Source organism: Shewanella sp. MF05960 (assembly GCF_050849305.1).
In the GTDB taxonomy this organism is placed as follows: Bacteria; Pseudomonadota; Gammaproteobacteria; order Enterobacterales; family Shewanellaceae; genus Shewanella.
Map to the genome: position 1 here is coordinate 68,696 of NZ_JBOZPS010000017.1, position 16,924 is coordinate 85,619.

4 protein-coding genes are annotated in these 16,924 nt (G+C 47.2%); all 4 read right to left on the reverse strand.

The features are described from left to right. Positions 1 to 18 precede the first annotated feature (18 nt). From ACROAE_RS16130 to ACROAE_RS16145, 4 genes are read right to left on the reverse strand one after another with little or no spacing between them, the layout of a single operon-like run. Positions 19 to 5,811: a beta-ketoacyl synthase N-terminal-like domain-containing protein gene (locus ACROAE_RS16130; RefSeq protein WP_432403575.1), complete on the reverse strand. Its 5,793-nt coding sequence runs from the start codon at positions 5,809 to 5,811 to the stop codon at positions 19 to 21. Further along, the gene (locus ACROAE_RS16135) at positions 5,808 to 7,901 is read right to left on the reverse strand and encodes a PfaB family protein (RefSeq protein WP_432403578.1); all 2,094 of its coding nucleotides are present in this window, start codon (positions 7,899 to 7,901) and stop codon (positions 5,808 to 5,810) included. The genes ACROAE_RS16130 and ACROAE_RS16135 overlap by 4 nt, the downstream gene beginning before the upstream one ends. Continuing rightward, positions 7,898 to 15,760: an SDR family NAD(P)-dependent oxidoreductase gene (locus ACROAE_RS16140; protein ID WP_432403580.1), complete on the reverse strand. Its 7,863-nt coding sequence runs from the start codon at positions 15,758 to 15,760 to the stop codon at positions 7,898 to 7,900. Before ACROAE_RS16140 ends, ACROAE_RS16135 begins: the two co-directional genes overlap by 4 nt. Continuing rightward, positions 15,744 to 16,607, reverse strand: a complete 864-nt coding sequence (locus ACROAE_RS16145; protein ID WP_432403582.1) for a transcriptional regulator — start codon at positions 16,605 to 16,607, stop codon at positions 15,744 to 15,746. Before ACROAE_RS16145 ends, ACROAE_RS16140 begins: the two co-directional genes overlap by 17 nt. Positions 16,608 to 16,924: the final 317 nt, after the last annotated feature.

A 16,924-nucleotide genomic window follows, 5' to 3' on the forward strand; every position in this document is an offset into this window, starting at 1 on the left:
ATATTTTTCCTTGAAAAGCTAGGCTTCTTCAATACAAATAGCGATGTCTTTTACTTCGTATATACGTAAACCATCTTTGCTTAAATTGGCATCGCCAACGATGATGCGTTTACCGTTTTCGTCTTTCACTGCACTGATGTGAACATCTAAAGACATTTGTTTATTGAGCGGGTTAATTTGGCCGCGGTATTTCCATTTTATATCAGACAAAATTTGGCCGAATTTAGGATTGGTAAAACCAGCGGCTAAATCGTTAGTAATCGCGTAAGTTTGCATTAACTCGATGATAGCTTCAACGCCTAATGAACCGGGCATTACCGGATCTTGATGGAAATGGAATTGGAAGAACCAATCACTTGGGTCGATGGTACGTGACGCTGCCAAATAGCCCTGATGATATTTGCCGCCGTTATTGACGATTTCTGCCGTGTCGATAAAGTTAAGCTGACCACCGGCTAAGCGGTAATGTGGCTGATGTGCAGGCGCATTAAACACTCGCGATTGCTTATCGAGCAAGTTGATAATGGTGTCGGCTGCGACATTGTTGTCGACATGCCAGGGTTGGGTAATTTTACCGTTATCAATGCCAAGCTGGTTTTTTAGCGCATCACCTTTAAAGTAGCCAAACACTGCGCCGCCGGTATAAAACGGTTCGCCATCGACACTTAAATCAAAGGTAAAGTTTTGAATAATATTGCTGCCTGCAATCACGGTCGACAATAAACGCGAATCGTTAACGATGGTTTTGCCGCGTAAATCGACATGACGCAATAAGATGCCGTGACCATCGAGGTTACGGAAAAACAACTCCTGCCCAGGGAAACCCAATGTGGTGCCCATGTAGCCAGAAATAAAACCATTAGGTTGCAATGATATTTCCATTAACACCGAATATGGCATTACCGCCTGATGGCTGTTTTTGGCAAAATACCATGCATCTGTTGGCACTTCATATTCAGCAATACACGATGATGGTTTTTTCAATTCGCCACGCTTACCGTTAATGTCGATAACGCGGGTGGTTAATTGTAAATCACCGCAAGGTGTACGCGGTGGGATCAGCCCTTTATAAATGCTAAAGTCTGGCCCAAAGCATTTTTCAATATCGCCAGTAGCAAACTCAAACATATGATACGGCGTAAAAGGCACGGTATCAGGCATGCGGTTAGCGTATTTAGAATCAGCGCTGACTTGCGGTGCTGCAACGTGTTTAAGCGGGATAACGCCTTTATTGGTTGCTGCATTGGTGTCGGCTATTTTCGCCATTAACGGGGCGACATCTTGCTGGCTGGCTGAGTTGTTTATGCCAGTTGGTGTTTGATTTGTTGTGTCTGCTGTTGGCTTGGTGCTTGTATTAGCCATTGAGTCGCCAAGGTAGCGGGTGCATTGCGCTTCTTCTTTGATCATCACCCCGAGGTTTTGGAAATCGACTACTACTTTGCCATTAAGCAAAATATCAATATTGGCTTTAGCATATGGACGTGGCGAAATACCGATTTCTGTGACTTCCATACGGTAAGTTAACTCGCCGTGTTGCGGTAACACCTGTCCACGACAACGCACTTTTTGCGAGGCATTTTCCAGCGGTTGAAAACGGCCGTTTTCAACTAACGTATGCATACCAATATGCAACATAAAGAATTGCAGTAATTGGCCACAGCCTTCAGCCATTAATGAGCCGGCCATCACCTGGTCGCCCTGGAAGTGACACGGGAAATACCAATGGTCTGGCGCTAATTGTTTGTGGCCTTCAACTAACCCTAGGCCCCATGTGCCGCCGCCCACTTGTAAGTTGCTTACGCGCTCAATCATTAAGAACTTTTCAGACGCAAAACACAGCGATTTTTGCATGCCCGTTTGCAGCTGGTGGCCAACGTGTTCGCCACCAAAGCAGCTGCCAATATCGCCGGTTAATAAATGGTGGATTTGACCATAATCAAAGGCTGATTGTGTGCAGTGTAGTAACGGTGCAAATGTCGGTTTATTCGGGTTGTTAAGCACTTGCTGACGCAGTTTAATTTCATCTTCGGTTTGGATAACGCCTTTACCATCAGACAATTCTTTATCAGTAAAGAAGCCAGCACATCCGCCGTCCATTTTCAAAATCATCTTGTCGCCGACGAAACATTCGTACGAGAAGAAAAACAATAATGTATCGCCATTGCGGGCAAAATTGTTGATTTTAATGTCATAACGTAGGGTGTCGCCGCCACGCGGTAAATCACCTAGGAAGGTTAGGGTGCAGTCGAGTAGGCGATAAACGCGCTCGCCTTTGTTTTCAAAATCGATGCCTAAGTAGCTAATCAACATTAAATCGCACTGGCCTGACTCAACCGCGACTGCCCAGGGAATTTGGCCGTCAACCAGATATGGCGCATCAACTGGGATGTCGTACTCTGTGGTCATTGAGCAAGGTTTGTATTGATTGATAGTGGCATCAAGTTTGGTTACGCGAGACACCAATAAGTAGTCGGTAGTGGGTAAGCGGACGCGGCGTGAATAGCTGTCGATGATGGCATAATCTGGGCCAAATACTTTGCCGATATCACCTTCGGCATATTCCACTAAATCGGCGTAGTTCCAAATGCACGGTTTATCTGCCGGAATGGGGGCGGTGTAGGCCGGAACCTGCGCATGGTTAGGTTTACGCTCTGCCAGTACCGGTTGAGCTTCAACGTAATGCTGAGTTGGTGCATTGGTTGTTATCGTTGGTGCTATTGTTTGCGCTGTTGCGGCTGACGTCATCGAAGCCAGTTGTGATTTTAACAAGCTGTCTGCGACTTTTAACCCTGCCTCACGACTGGCTAAAAACGCTAAGTGGGCTTGTTGTGCTAGCCATTGATTTTGCTGGAAAGCCGTTAAATGTGCTGGTGGTATCGCCGAGTTAATCCCTTGAGTTGGATTAATGTGATTGTCTGTTGATTGAGGCTGCGAACCTGGAATCTGTGCTGAATGACTTGCGGGCATAATAGGCTCGTTATTATTGATTTTATTCGGGGCTTGTTCCACTGAAACGGGTTTTATCGCGGCGCATTGATTGACAATATTATCGATAGCAGCAACTGGGCTGTCGACGATATGTTGATAGATATCGCGGCCACCTAAACTGACTTGTTTAATTAAACTCAATTTGGCACTTTTGGTTAGCTGTTCTGTCAGTGGCTGACTTAAGCGACTTGCAAGCGCCTGCTGCTGTAATGTGTTGAGCGATAAACCAATGCGTGAGTATTGGTTTTCACTGGCGCTAATCACCTGTGCATTAACGTCCGCTTGTTGTAATTGCTGGCTTTGGATAAGTGCATTAAGCAAGCTTGCCATGCCAGAGGCGGCAAAGGTATGGCCTAACACATGCTGGGCGCTTGTAATGCTATTTGGCTTAGCCATTTGAGTTAACTGACTCGTTAACTGCAGGCCAAAATCAGACTGTTGGCAAAGTGGTGCAATATTAAGTTCGTTAATATCGCAGGTTTGCTCGAGTTTGAGCTTATCTTGCTTGGCAAATAGCACGCTATCAATACTGGCAAAGCTGTCGGTTGGATGATCCTGCTGTAATACAATCGCGCCAGCACCTTCACCTAAGTGGATTGTGCTTGTCTGCATTCCTGCTGCTTGCAGGTATGCATTGTTGAGTAGGCAGTTTTCAATACTGCCAGACAAATCGACCGCAGCAATAATCACCGCATCGAGCGGTTCTTGTAACGAGCCCATGGCAAATAAGTTTTGCGCCACATCAATACAGCGATTAACCGATTGTTCAGCGGCTGAAATCGTAAAGGCTGGGCCGTTAAAGTCCCATAACGATGAAATCCGCGACGCCATAATATTGCCAATAAAACTGGTGTACTGGTTTAATTTGGCGGCATCGAGCACGCTGTCCATGGCGATAGCTTCAAGGGCCTGGTATTCATCTTCACTGAGCTTAACGCCTTGAGCGGCGAGGCTTTGCGCTAGCTGTCTGTGCAAGTTCACTCGGCTGCGGAATTGGTGTAATTCTAATTCCGTTTCCATGGCCACTAACACGGCCACTTTGCTACCGGGTTTGAGGTTAGCATTCACAATGGCTTCGTCGGCGACTTTTATCAGTAACAACTGCTGCGATATTAATCGGTCGTCTTCATTCGGCGGCACTTTAAAGCGTAAAAAGTCAAAGTCGAATTGATTAATGTAAGCGCCATGAGGCGCCTGCTCAATACCGTATTTGGCCAACAATTCTGGATGTTTGTTAATGCCTTTCCAGCGCTGAGTGGGCAATGGGGTAAATAGATTCTGTTTGGCGCGAATACGTTCGGCCAGTTGGTTGATGTTACTGCACTGGCCAAAGTGAGCTGCCATCCCGGTAATATGCATCGGTTTTTCGCTGGCGTTGATCACCTGAGTCGGTTGTTGTGATGTTGCCGTGTTATCGCAGTACGATTCTAATAACAGGTGAGCATTACACCCCCCAAAACCAAAGACTGACACGCCAGCATGACGGGCGCGATTACCGGCTTTATCTGGCCAAGGTAGCACTTCATTGGGCAAGGTTGCCTGACCAAATAAGCCATTAGGAGAGGCGATAGGTGCGCTGATATTAATACTCGGTGGTAACACACCTTCACGCATGGCAAAAATCATTTTCATAATGCCTGGCATGCCTGCAGCGGTGAGTAAGTGGCCCAAATTAGATTTAGCCGAGCCAATCAATGGCGTGGCACTGCCATTGAGTTTGTCTTCAAAAAAGCGCTCCATTGAAGTTAACTCAACTTTGTCGCCTAATGGCGTCCCCGTGGCATGGCATTCAATTACTTCAATGCTGGCAGGGGTAATGCTTGAGTCTAATGAGGCGGCTTCACGATATGCTCGCTCAAAGGCTTGCACCTGACCTTTACTGTTTGGGCTAAGCACAAACTGGCCTTTACCGTCGTTTGATAAACCAATGCCGCTGACGAGGGCATAAATATGGTCGCCATCACGCTGGGCATCTTCAAGGCGTTTAAGCACTAAGACGCCAGCACCTTCACCGGCAAACAAGCCTTTGCTGTTGCTGTCAAACGGTGCTGAAATGCCGTGGTCTGGATAGGCATGAAAAATCGAAAAGCCCATGTTGATAAAAAAGGGATCTGCACCCGATACCGCGCCAGCCAGCATCATGTCTGCTTTGCCAGTATGCAAATAATCACAGGCAAGCTTTAATGCATAAACAGAACTAGCACAGGCCGCATCTAGGCTTAATTGCGCGCCGCCCAGCCCTAAGGCATCTGCTACTAGCTTTGAGGCATTGTGAGCCACTGCGCCATTGCGCCAATTATGTTGCTCGGTTTGTGCGGTTAACCCAAAATCTTGCAACACAAAATTAGGCTGCTGTAATTTGGTTTGTAAGGCTTTTTCGACCACGCTGTGATACAGCGGCACAAATAACTGGTTTGACTTAGCGGTTGGGAACGACAAGGTGCCCATCACAATACCGGTACGCTGTAAGCCAGGATGATTAAGATCGGTAATCCCTGCATCAGCTAACGCATTACGTGCCGTATCTGTGGCCCATAAAAAGCTGTCGTCTAGGCCTTTAAAAGCACTGCTATCAATATGATAACCATCAGAGTTAAAACTGAAATCCTGAATGTAGCCGCCCTTATCGCAATAAAAACGGTCTGATTGCCCTTGAACACCAATATAGTCATCTGGTGATGCATTGAGTTTTTGTGCGCTTATTTGGCTACGCGAATCTTTTTTATCAATTAAGTTTTGCCAAAATTTTGCCGGGGTATCGGCATCGGGATATTGGTTGGCTAAGCCTACAATGGCTATCTTGGGAGCAGCTTGAGAACTCAATGAGGTTCTCCTTCTAATAAAGTGTCACCATGCTCAACAGCAAAACTGTTGGCGGCAATGAATAAGGTTTGTTGTTCGATGGCTTCGTTTAAGCTTTGCATAAACGGGGTTAATGACATGGGTACTCTGTGAGTCATTAACTGGGCTAAACATTTCAATAAACTGTTGATGTCGTCAGCACCTTTGGCATTGACGGCCAACGATTGTGCCTGCACATCTGTGGTTTGTTGGCCAATAATTTTATCGATTAAAGTGGCGGTTTGTCTGTCGGCGCCAACTTCGACAAATAAACGACAGCCATGACTAATTGAGTCGCTGATAAGCTGGCTAAAGTCCAGCGGATGACAAAAGGTGTCGGCAATTGACTGAGCAATGGCGTGTGATGTTAATTCAACTGGCTGTTTTTGCGCTGCCGATAAAAATTGGGTCGATGAGGGTAGCGTTGCAGCTAATGGCTGCAGATAAAACTGTTTTACATCGTCAACAATATTGAGTGCCGCTGGGGTATGCATTGCCGTGACTCTATTGGCCGCAATGCCACGTTTACCGGCTTGTTTGAGTAATGCTTTACAGCTTTCTTCGCAGCCGGCTAACACTAAACTGTCGCCCTGAATAATAGCAATGTACGCCCGTGGATAATCGGCTAAGTGCGGGCTAAGGTCCGCAACGGTCGCGCGGGTCACAAAACTGTTCCACACTATTGGTTCATCATTTGCTAATTGCCAGGCTTGTCTCACACAGCGAAGCTCACCTGAAATGTCTTGATTAAAAATACTACTATTTCGGGTTGAATCGATTAACTGATGCGGGGCTTGCCATGCACCTAAACTGGCCCACATGGCGGCTTCGCCCATCGAATAGCCTAAAGCGAAGGCCGGTGTTATCTCAAATTCATCCTGCAATATTTTGCTAAGCATGTAACTTGCGCCCACACCCGCAATGGCAAGCTCACTGAGGCTCATGTGGTTATTGTTTTTCTCTGCTGTGGCATAAATCGCTTGAGTTTGCAGCATGGCTGGCAAGTCGCCTTGCGCTTCTAACTTAGCAAATAGCTTAGGAAAAACATGACCGAGCTGGCTAAACATCTGCGGGTAAACCGTGCCGACACCTGGGTAGACAAAACTCAGACCTGAAGCTCCTAATGGTGAAGCGGTAAAGCAACTGCCTGCAGGTGTTTTGTAGTGTAACTTTTTGTTGTTAAGCGTTGTGCTGTGTTGAGTTTGCTGCGCTTCGAGTGCCGCGAGCATGGTAGATGCTTCTTGCTGTAAACCGCTTTGACTCGTCGCCATTAACACCAAGGCATAAGGCGCTTGCGATTGGTATTGTTGCCATTGTTGGTGGATAAATTTGAGCAGGCCTAGCTCATCGCATGGCTCGCTGAGAGCGTCGCAAACGGCGGTTAACTGTGAGTGTAACTGGGCAATATTCTGTGCTGATACTGGCAGCATTAATCGGTTTGCTGCTAATAATGGTTTAGCACTCAGTAATTGATTGCCTTGTGTGAGCACGAGTGCGAGCACACCGATGTTACTCGGGTAACACAAGCTTGCCACGCGGCTTTGGTGTGCTGGGGTAAACCAAAAACCTTGGCTGTTGGGCACACGTCGATAGGCAATGTCTTCGATAAGCGCGACCAATGCATTGAGTGCATTATTAGCCTGAGTTAACTCTACCGCTTGAGGTTGAGTATGTTGTCTTTTGGCATGAGCGAGTGCTTGAACCATTGCTTGCTCGGTGTTATCACCACAACCTATTCCATTTAAATAGGCATGAGCATGTAAGCCATTTTTAGCCGCAGTAATTGCCGGCATAATCCACAGTTTATCGTTAAGACTCACAATATCGCAGCTGTGATTGCCAAGTAGACCTGCCGCGTCTAACAACAGGACTTCTAGCAACTTAGCTTCTAACAACTGAGCTTCTAACGGCTGATGCTTTATGGATAAATTACTCGCACTTTTTGCATCAGGCGCAGCCAACAACAAGGCCAGGCGCATTGGCTTGGCTTGTTGTTGTTTGAGATCAGCGGTTAACTTTTCGGTTAACGCTGCTTGCTGATCTGCGGACATCGCGTTTACTAAAAAGGTCACACGGTATCCTTGCTGTGCTGATTTTCAGGCTGGTTCGCAGGCTGATTGATAAAGGCCTGATTCAGCGTTTTGCTAATGGTGATTTTGGCATCACGCATTTGACAGCTTAAACGTCCATCTTGATGATACAAACTCACATTGGCCATTAACATTCTGCCGCTGTGTTTTAACACCTCAAGTTGGATGTAACCCTGATCGCCACTGGCAAAAGGTGCTACCGTGATAAATTGCCCCATTGATGATGGCAAACTGGCAGCATCGTACTTGAGCCTTGCCCAAACCAACATGGCCTGTAACAGCAAATCTTCGGCAAATATTTGGCTACCACCGGATACTGCCGATGGTGCAAAGCCTGGGCAGTCGGCAGGGTCAATTTGCGGTAACTTAACCTCACACAACAGCTGCGCATCATCAAAGCTCAACACTTGCTTAATACCCTGCAAGCGCGGCCCATGGAACAAGGTGCCGTTTTGATACAAGGTGTTGCCAGCGTGTATTGCGGGCATCTGTGCTAGCTTTTGCAGCACGGTTGCAGGTAACGATGACTGAGCAACCGCGGTGGGAGTTAGCGCGCCATTGACAACTAATGTTGCCTGATATTGCGGCTTCATTGTGCTGTCAGGCTCGTCTAACACACAGCTCGAAATCAATGCACTTAAGCCTGTGTCTGTGTGGGTGAGTTGCAGATTTAGTAAATGTGCCTGGTCGGTGTCAAAAATAACCCCTTTAAGCAATTTATAGTCAGCAATACTCACAGGCACATGGCATAAGGTTTGTGCAGTTTCGCGCATCCACTGGATAGCACACACGGTCGGCAACACTGGGTTGCCGGCAATGCGGTGATCGTTTACAAATGCAAGCTCATTAGGTTGCAGCACCCGTGTCACCGTTATGGTTTGGGTATCAGCAGCCCAATATGGAGCAGAAAACGTCAGCGAACCCTCTGCGTGCGGCAAAGTGTTCGCATTAGGCTTTTTTGCAGTTGCATCCAGTGTGGCTGAGCCTTGCATGTCTGAACCAATCAACATTTGCACGCCTTGCGTGCTGAGTAAGCTATGAGCAAATAAATTGGCTCCGGCCTCAAGCGGGATGACGTACACGCCACGTTCTACGAACATTTTTTTCAACGCAGAACTCACCATTCCGCCGTCCCATGGGCCCCAGTTAAAGCTCATGACTTTGGCTTGTGGCAATTGTGCGGCCAATTTTAATGCGGTTTTATTAAGGATTTCATTCGACATCGCATAGTCACTTTGACCTGTGTTGCCATAAAACCCAGCCGCCGACGAGAACATGGCAACCAATTTGATTTGTTGTGGTTCAAGCGCATTAATAATGCTTGCCACACCAGTCACCTTGGTGCTGTATACGCGGTTCAGTTCATCCAATGTTTTGTCTTGGATATGCTTATCTGCCAGTACGCCAGCACCATGAATGACACCATTGATGACTAACTTTTTACCGTTAGCATCGGTTAACTCTGCCAGTGCGTCGATAACGCCTTTAGCATTGCTGACATCCATAGCAACATATTGCGCGCTGGCGCCTACCTTGATAAAGGCGGCGAGGGCACGGTCAATCTCTAAGCTACTTTGTACAGGCCACACTAACGCATCAATTTGCTTTGGTGTGGGTTTAGCGCCTTGCGATTGAATGTAACCAATGGCTGCTGCTTTAAGCTCAGAGGCTTGTTTACCTTGAGCCCAGGCTGGCATGTCATTGCCTAGGTGTTGACTGCGACCGGCTAATACAAAATGCGATTGGCATTGTTTGGCCAGTGTTAACGCACATTCAAAGGTCACACCCTTAGCGCCGCCAGTCACTAACACATTGTCTTGCTGTGTCAGTTGGGCAGCAGGATAGCTTGCACTGGTGTTAGGTTGGCTCGCTGCGGTTAACGTTACGCGACCTTGTTGGCTAATGCCGATTTCGGTAATGCGTTTAGCACTTGGCGCTGCACCATTAACATCAAACAGTTCAGCAATAATGGCATTGGCAAACGATTTGGCATCAATATCATTGGCGATATCAAGCGCGCGGCAAAACACATTTGGCCATTCATGGCTTAAGGTTTTGGTGAGCCCAGACAGTGCAGCCTGGTTAAGCTCTGCTTTGCTTAGTGCCGCGCTATCAAGGTAGCCAAAGCCACCATCAATACGGCTTACGGTAAAGTAACTCAAGCGTGATTGCAGTGGCTTAGCAAATTCAGCATGCAGATGTTTCGCCCATAAAAAGGCGTTATCAACAGCGGCTTTTGCTGCCTCATTGCAACTGACCAGTTTTTTGTTGTCAGCGTTAAACTGCGGTTGTAAGTGCACAAAACCCGCAATAGGGTGTTTAGCGCTAATCTCACTTATTACCTTGGCAATGGCTGCATCATCAATGCTGGTTAAGGCATAGCTGCTGATGTCGCTGCTTAAAGGCGAATGAGCTGTGCTGATGCTTTCTGGGTTACGAATAACGGCGACGGTTAATCCTTTTGCATTCAGTTTTTCAGCAAGTACACCGGCATTATGGCCGTCATCTGTGATGACAATGCAGCTGTCTGTTGAATAACATGCTTCTAGTTTATCCGCCGCTGGCAACTTTTTTAGCGCTACCCCGCTGTGTGGCGGTAAGTCAGAGCTATCAAGTGTTGGCTTAGCTGTTATGTTTTGCTCTGCTGTGGTTGTCGCGGTTGAATTTAGCGCGCCTAGGGTTGCTTGCATATAGCTGACGATTTCGCCCAATGTACGACATTCGGCTAAATCTTCTGGGTTCAGATCAGGTAAATCGGCTAACTCATCCTGTACGGTACCTAAAATCTCCACACGCTTGATTGAGTCGATACCCAAGTCTGCTTCCATGTCCATGGTCAACTCGAGCATTTCAGCTGGATAACCGGTTTTATCGGCTACAACGGCCATCATGGTAGTGAGCACGATTTCCGCGCTTAAGCCTGATGCTGGCGCTGATGTTTGCGCTTGAACTTGTGCAGCCACAGGAGTAGCTGATAGCTTAGATTGCATGTAGTCAACAATCTCGCCTAGAGTGCGGCACTCTGCTAAGTCTTCAGGGTTGAGTTCTGGCAAGCCTGGTAGCTCATCTTGCACTGTGCCTAAAATCTCGACGCGCTTGATTGAATCGATACCCAAGTCTGCTTCCATGTCCATGGTCAGTTCAAGCATTTCTGCTGGATAACCGGTTTTATCGGCTACCACTGACATCATGGTCGTGAGTACGGTTTCTGCACTTAAGCTTGATGCTGGAGCAGGCGATGTTGGCACCGTTTGCACTTGAACTTGTGCAGCCACTGGCGCTAGCTTAGATTGCATATAATCAACAATCTCGCCTAAGGTGCGGCACTCTGCTAAGTCTTCTGGGTTGAGTTCTGGTAAGCCTGGTAGCTCATCTTGCACTGTGCCTAAAATCTCGACGCGCTTGATAGAGTCAATCCCTAAATCGGCTTCCATGTCCATGCCAAGTTCAAGCATTTCCGTTGGGTAACCGGTTTTGTCGGCAACCACTGACATCATGGTGGTTAACACTGTTTCCGCGCTTAAGCCTGATGCAGGTGCTGATGTTTGGACCGTTTGCGCTTGAACTTGTGCAGCCACTGGAACCGCTGACAGCTTAGATTGCATGTAATCAACAATCTCGCCCAAAGTACGGCATTCCGCTAAGTCTTCAGGGTTGAGTTCTGGCAAGCCTGGTAGCTCATCTTGCACTGTACCTAAAATCTCTACGCGCTTGATGGAGTCGATGCCTAAATCGGCTTCCATGTCCATGCTAAGCTCAAGCATTTCAGTTGGGTAACCGGTTTTGTCGGCAACCACACTTAGCATAGTGCTAAGTACAGTGTCTGCACTTAAGCCTGACGTTGATGCTGCTGATACTTGTGCTGGTGTGCTAGTCGTTTGAGTCGATGTAGAGGCCGGCGCTGATGATAATTTAGATTGCATGTAATTCACAATCTCACCTAGGGTGCGACACTCGGCTAAATCTTCAGGGCTGAGCTCTGGCAAGCCTGGTAACTCATCTTGTACGGTACCTAAAATTTCCACACGCTTGATGGAGTCGATGCCTAAATCGGCTTCCATATCCATGCCAAGTTCAAGCATTTCAGTAGGGTAGCCGGTTTTGTCGGCAACCACAGTCATCATAGTCTGTTGAACTTTATCTGCTGACAATCCTGTAGATGCACTTGCAACAGATGCCGTTGCTGGCATAGATGCTGTTGGTTGAGTGACCGCTTGTGGCGTGACAGACGGTTGAGCAGCTTGAGCCTGAGGACGTGGTGATACAACCGCTGGTGCAAGTACTTGTGTAGCAGGAGCTTGGGCAATCACTGGAGCCACTAAAGGTTGTGTTACTGCCACCGAAGATTGAACAACGTGTCGTGGTGCGGCCGCGGTATTGGCAAATGCACTCACTGGCGCTGTCGGTGCTTGACCTTGTAGCATGGCCAATGCAGCCTGGCTAGTTTGTGCTTGTAAGGTTAAAAATTGTGTGTGGCTTTGCAGTGTTTGCGCTTGATGCTGGTGGAATAATTCCATTGAGCGTTGCAAGCTTTCTGGGATAGCAACCCCTGATGAGGCCATTTGCGCCTGGGCCGTCATCAAATGATTAAAGGTATCGCCATACTGTTGTGGAATAGCTAAAAACTGCTGATGTAATGTTGCCGTTTGTTGTTGAGCGGCAAAAAATGCACTTAAGCTGTCGTTGTTAACAGCGGCATTGGCATGTACTGGTGCTTGAGCTGTTGTTTGGCTAGTGTGTGCTAGCGGTGCATTCGTTTGTGTAAGAGGCGCTTGATCTGATGCTGTAGGTGCACTGGCCACTTCAACGTATTCGGTTTTGATCACTTGTTTTTCCACTATTTTTTCCACAATCTTCTCGACAGGCACTTCCACTGTCTTGCTGGTGACTTCGCCGTTTTGCAATGACTTGTTCATTTTGGCTTGTGTGCTTGGGCTGATGTAGTTGCTTGCGGTGAGCTTAACGTTCATTGGAGACACTTTTGCAAGTTCAGCTATTGGTGCTTGATAAGGGTCAACCTCAGTTAATGCCACACCTAATACCGCTAATTGCGTTGCCGCTTGACGCAACTGTGTATCACTGCTGCCTTTAGGGTTAGGATTTAGGCTGACAACAGTGACCGCTTCTGACTTGTTGCCTAATGTCGCCTCAACCAGTTTTTGTAAAATGTTTTTAGGTCCAAATTCAACAAATACACGTGCACCGGCATCGTACATGGCAACGAGTTGCTCACTAAAACGTACCGATTGCAGCATATGTTCGCTAAAGGCCGCTTGAATCGCTTTGCCATCGCTTGGGTGAAGTTGACCTGTGCCATTGGCATATAACGCCACTTTAGGCTTAGCAAACTTAACCTTGCTAATGGCTTTAGCAAATGGCTTTTGCGCGTGGGCGACTAACGGGGTATGGAATGCACCAGACACTGGCAAGGCAATCGCTTTAAAGCCTAACTCTGCAGTAATGGCTTTAGCTGCATTAGCACAAGCGTCTGTAGGGCCAGCAATCACTAATTGCGTTGGCGCATTGTAGTTAGCAACTTTTACTCCATCAAAAACACTGATGCAGTTTTCTAATTGGCTTACTCCTTGTTCTGCTGCTTGTGGCGGAACAATAATAGCGTACATGGCGCCAGGGTCTTGATCGGCTGGCGTCGCAGCCATGGCCTGGCCTCGAGCAAATGCCAACTGATAATAATCGGCCTGGTTAATCACGCCTGCAGCACATAATGCTGACAGTTCACCAAAACTGTGGCCTGCGACCATATCAGGGCTAAAACCGGCTTGAGTGAACAGTGCATATTGACCCATGCTAACCGCACCAATGGCGCTTTGTGCATAGGCTGTGTTGGTTAAGGCGGCTTGTTGCGCAGCAATACCATCGGCCGAAAATACCGGAATAGGGTACATAATTTGCGACAATGGTGTTTGCTTATGCTTAGCAAATACTTTGTCTGCAAGCATGACTTGTTGGCGCATTTCAGGGTAGAAACACGCAAGCTCGGTGGCCATGTTGACGTATTGTGCGCCTTGACCCGCGAACAGTGCCGCCACTTTGGGCTTAGCGCCTTTGTGTACTAAACTGGCGCTACGATAGCTTGTGCCAGACGGCAATTGCCACTGTAGATCTGTGTTGCTACTTAACTGCGCCAATGTTTGTGTTAACTGCGTGCTTAAGTCTGCAATGGAGGCAACGACTAACCCTAATCGCGCGGCTGTTGGCGCAATGTCAGAGATAGCAAAACGCTGTCCAAGCTCGTTTAGTACCAGCTCTTGAGTATTGGCTTGGCTGATATCAATGGCGTTGATTTCAGTTTGTAGTTCAGTCAGTTTAGCTTGCAAATCGGCTTTGTTATCAGCATGAATTAACAGGTTTTGTGGTACCGCGCGTTGACGATATTTGTCATTACGGGCGTGATCTTGACGATACTCTTCCAACACGATGTGGAAGTTAGTGCCACCAAAACCAAACGAGCTAATTCCGGCGCGGCGCGGTGTGTCGTCAGGGCGAGGCAACCATGGGCGAGTTTCGGTGTTGAGATAAAATGGTGAATCATCGATACCCAGTTTAGGATGTGGCTCACTCACGTTAATCGTTGGTGGCAAGACTTTGTGGTGCAATGCTAATGCCGCTTTAATTAAGCCAGCCGTCCCAGCGGTTGATTTGGTGTGGCCCACTTGTGATTTAACTGAGCCTAGGGCGATGTGCTGGAAGCTGTCGTTGTCTTCAGCAAATACCGATTTTAAGCCATTAAATTCGGCAACATCACCTGCAGCGGTACCTGTACCGTGTGCTTCAATGAGTCCGACTGTATGTGGCGCAAAACCGGCATCATCATAAGCGCGTTTTAATGCTTTGGCCTGGCCTTCAGGGCGGGGTGCATAAATACTCTTAAACTTACCGTCTGATGAGGCACCAATACCTTTAATGACTGCATAAATTTTGTCGCCATCGCGCTCAGCATCTTCAAGGCGCTTAATCGCCACCATGCCAATGCCTTCACCAATCATCATGCCTTTTGAATCGATATCGAACGGTTGAATCGTTTCATTGGTGGTAAACGCTGGGGTTTTTGAGAAGCTCATGTACATCGACGGTGAGTTGTCGGTACACACGCCGCCGGTGATCATCATGTCACTGCGGCCTTCAACTAATTCAGTAATGGCCATGCGCATGGCCGCTAACGAGCCAGCACAAGCCGCATCGACCACACAGTTCATGCCGCCTAAGTCAAAACGGTTAGCAATACGGCCAGCAATCACGTTACCGAGCGACCCTGGGAACGAGTTTTCTTCCCAGTGGATATATTGGTCTTGAAACTTCTTGATCAGCATTTCGCTATCTGCGTCACTAATACCACTGTTTTTGAATACTTTTTTGAGTACAGGATATTGTAGGCGACCACTTAAGCTGTGATTGATTTTTTGTCCGCCGCCCACGCCCAGCGTAATACCAATACGGTCTGTATCATATTGCGCATCGACACCAGCGTCGGCTAACACTTCTTTGGCAACCACTAATGACAATAGCTGTGAGGTATCGGTTAATTCTAAGATGTTAGGTGGCAGGCCAAATTCCATTGGATTGAAATCGACTTCAGGTAAAAAACCGCCTCGTTTACAGTAGCTTTTATCGGGCGCAGACTTATCGGCATGGTAATAGTCATCTACATTCCAATGGGTGTCTGGAATATCCACAATCGCGTCAATTTTTTCGCTGATTAAATCCCAAAATTTATTCAGATAACGTGAATTGGCAAAGATGCTCGCCATGCCGACAATGGCGACGGGCATGTCTTTTAAACGTTTATTTAAACGCTTGTCGATATTACTGGATTGGCTCATATGAGTCTCCGTTGGACAACTGAGGTTCAGTTATCTGGTGTTGGGATGCAGCTGCATTCGCGGCTGATTGACTTGCTCCAGGAAAACGAGCAAGAAAAGTGTGATAGTTACGTACTAATAATTTTCGTAGATAAAACGGTCCGTGCTTTAGCACATAAGCCATGTAGCGATTACTCGCCTGGGTATGGCTGTCTTGATAAATATCTAGGTAAACCCAGTCAGACTTAAAGTCGACCCCCAATAAAACAGAATAAGCTTGTTGCTCTGTGAGTTGCGGGGGGATGCTCAAGGACACCACCTGTACTACGTTGTCATGATCTGGACTCGGTAGTGCCAAGGTGTCAGCTAATGTCTGAGGGTTTACGGTATACGTTTGAATATTGGCACCCTGAGTGATAGGGAGCTGATTGAAGAATTTTTCTGGCACAAAAGGGCTATCAAAGTCATCGAGTTTTGATACCCCAAAACGCTTTAAACAGCGCGCTAGGCCTGAGCGAGACACATTAGGATTAATAAACTTTTGCGTGACGGTTAACAATCTGTCTAATGGCATTTTGAGTTGATAACGCAGCCCTAACATCACGTACTCTTCCATAGGTGACAACGTGGTGTTTAGTTTGTGTGGAGTATTTGGGGTGTTATCGATTGAGTCACGCTTACGCCATTTGCGCACAGTGGCTTCGCTGATATTTAGAATTTTAGAGAGTTGACTGACGCTATAATCGGATTGTTGAATAAATTGACGCATCTCTGGCGTGGTCGTCGCATTACGGTGGTTAACCGTTTTTGGACGTGGCCGAACCTCAAGAGAGTTGGGTTCTGGATGTGAATTTATCTTTTTTGTCATCTAGACAGGGGTTCCAAATCATTATTGGGACGTTCGCTCGCTAGACTCACTCAAGTTAGCTCAAATATCCATTTATGCGTATTAAGAACAAGCAGATTACCTGAGGTTTCACCTCGATACAATCACCCGAGACTAAAAAGCGTGAACCATGTAAATAAATTGTTTGATTTCGCGATAATAGACCGCTCTCAAGCAGCCATTAGCATACCAACATGAATGAGTGCCTAAAGCGATGTTGATGGTGATATTTATGTATGCCGAGGGTGTTTAGTCGGTATTAATGTATGAGGCATTGGTAATGTCTAAAAAATATTACA

Coding starts and splice junctions, on each gene's coding strand:
- ACROAE_RS16140 (WP_432403580.1), bottom strand. CDS start 15,760: ATGAGCCAATCCAGTAATATCGACAAGCGTTTAAATAAACGTTTAAAA.
- ACROAE_RS16145 (WP_432403582.1), bottom strand. CDS start 16,607: ATGACAAAAAAGATAAATTCACATCCAGAACCCAACTCTCTTGAGGTT.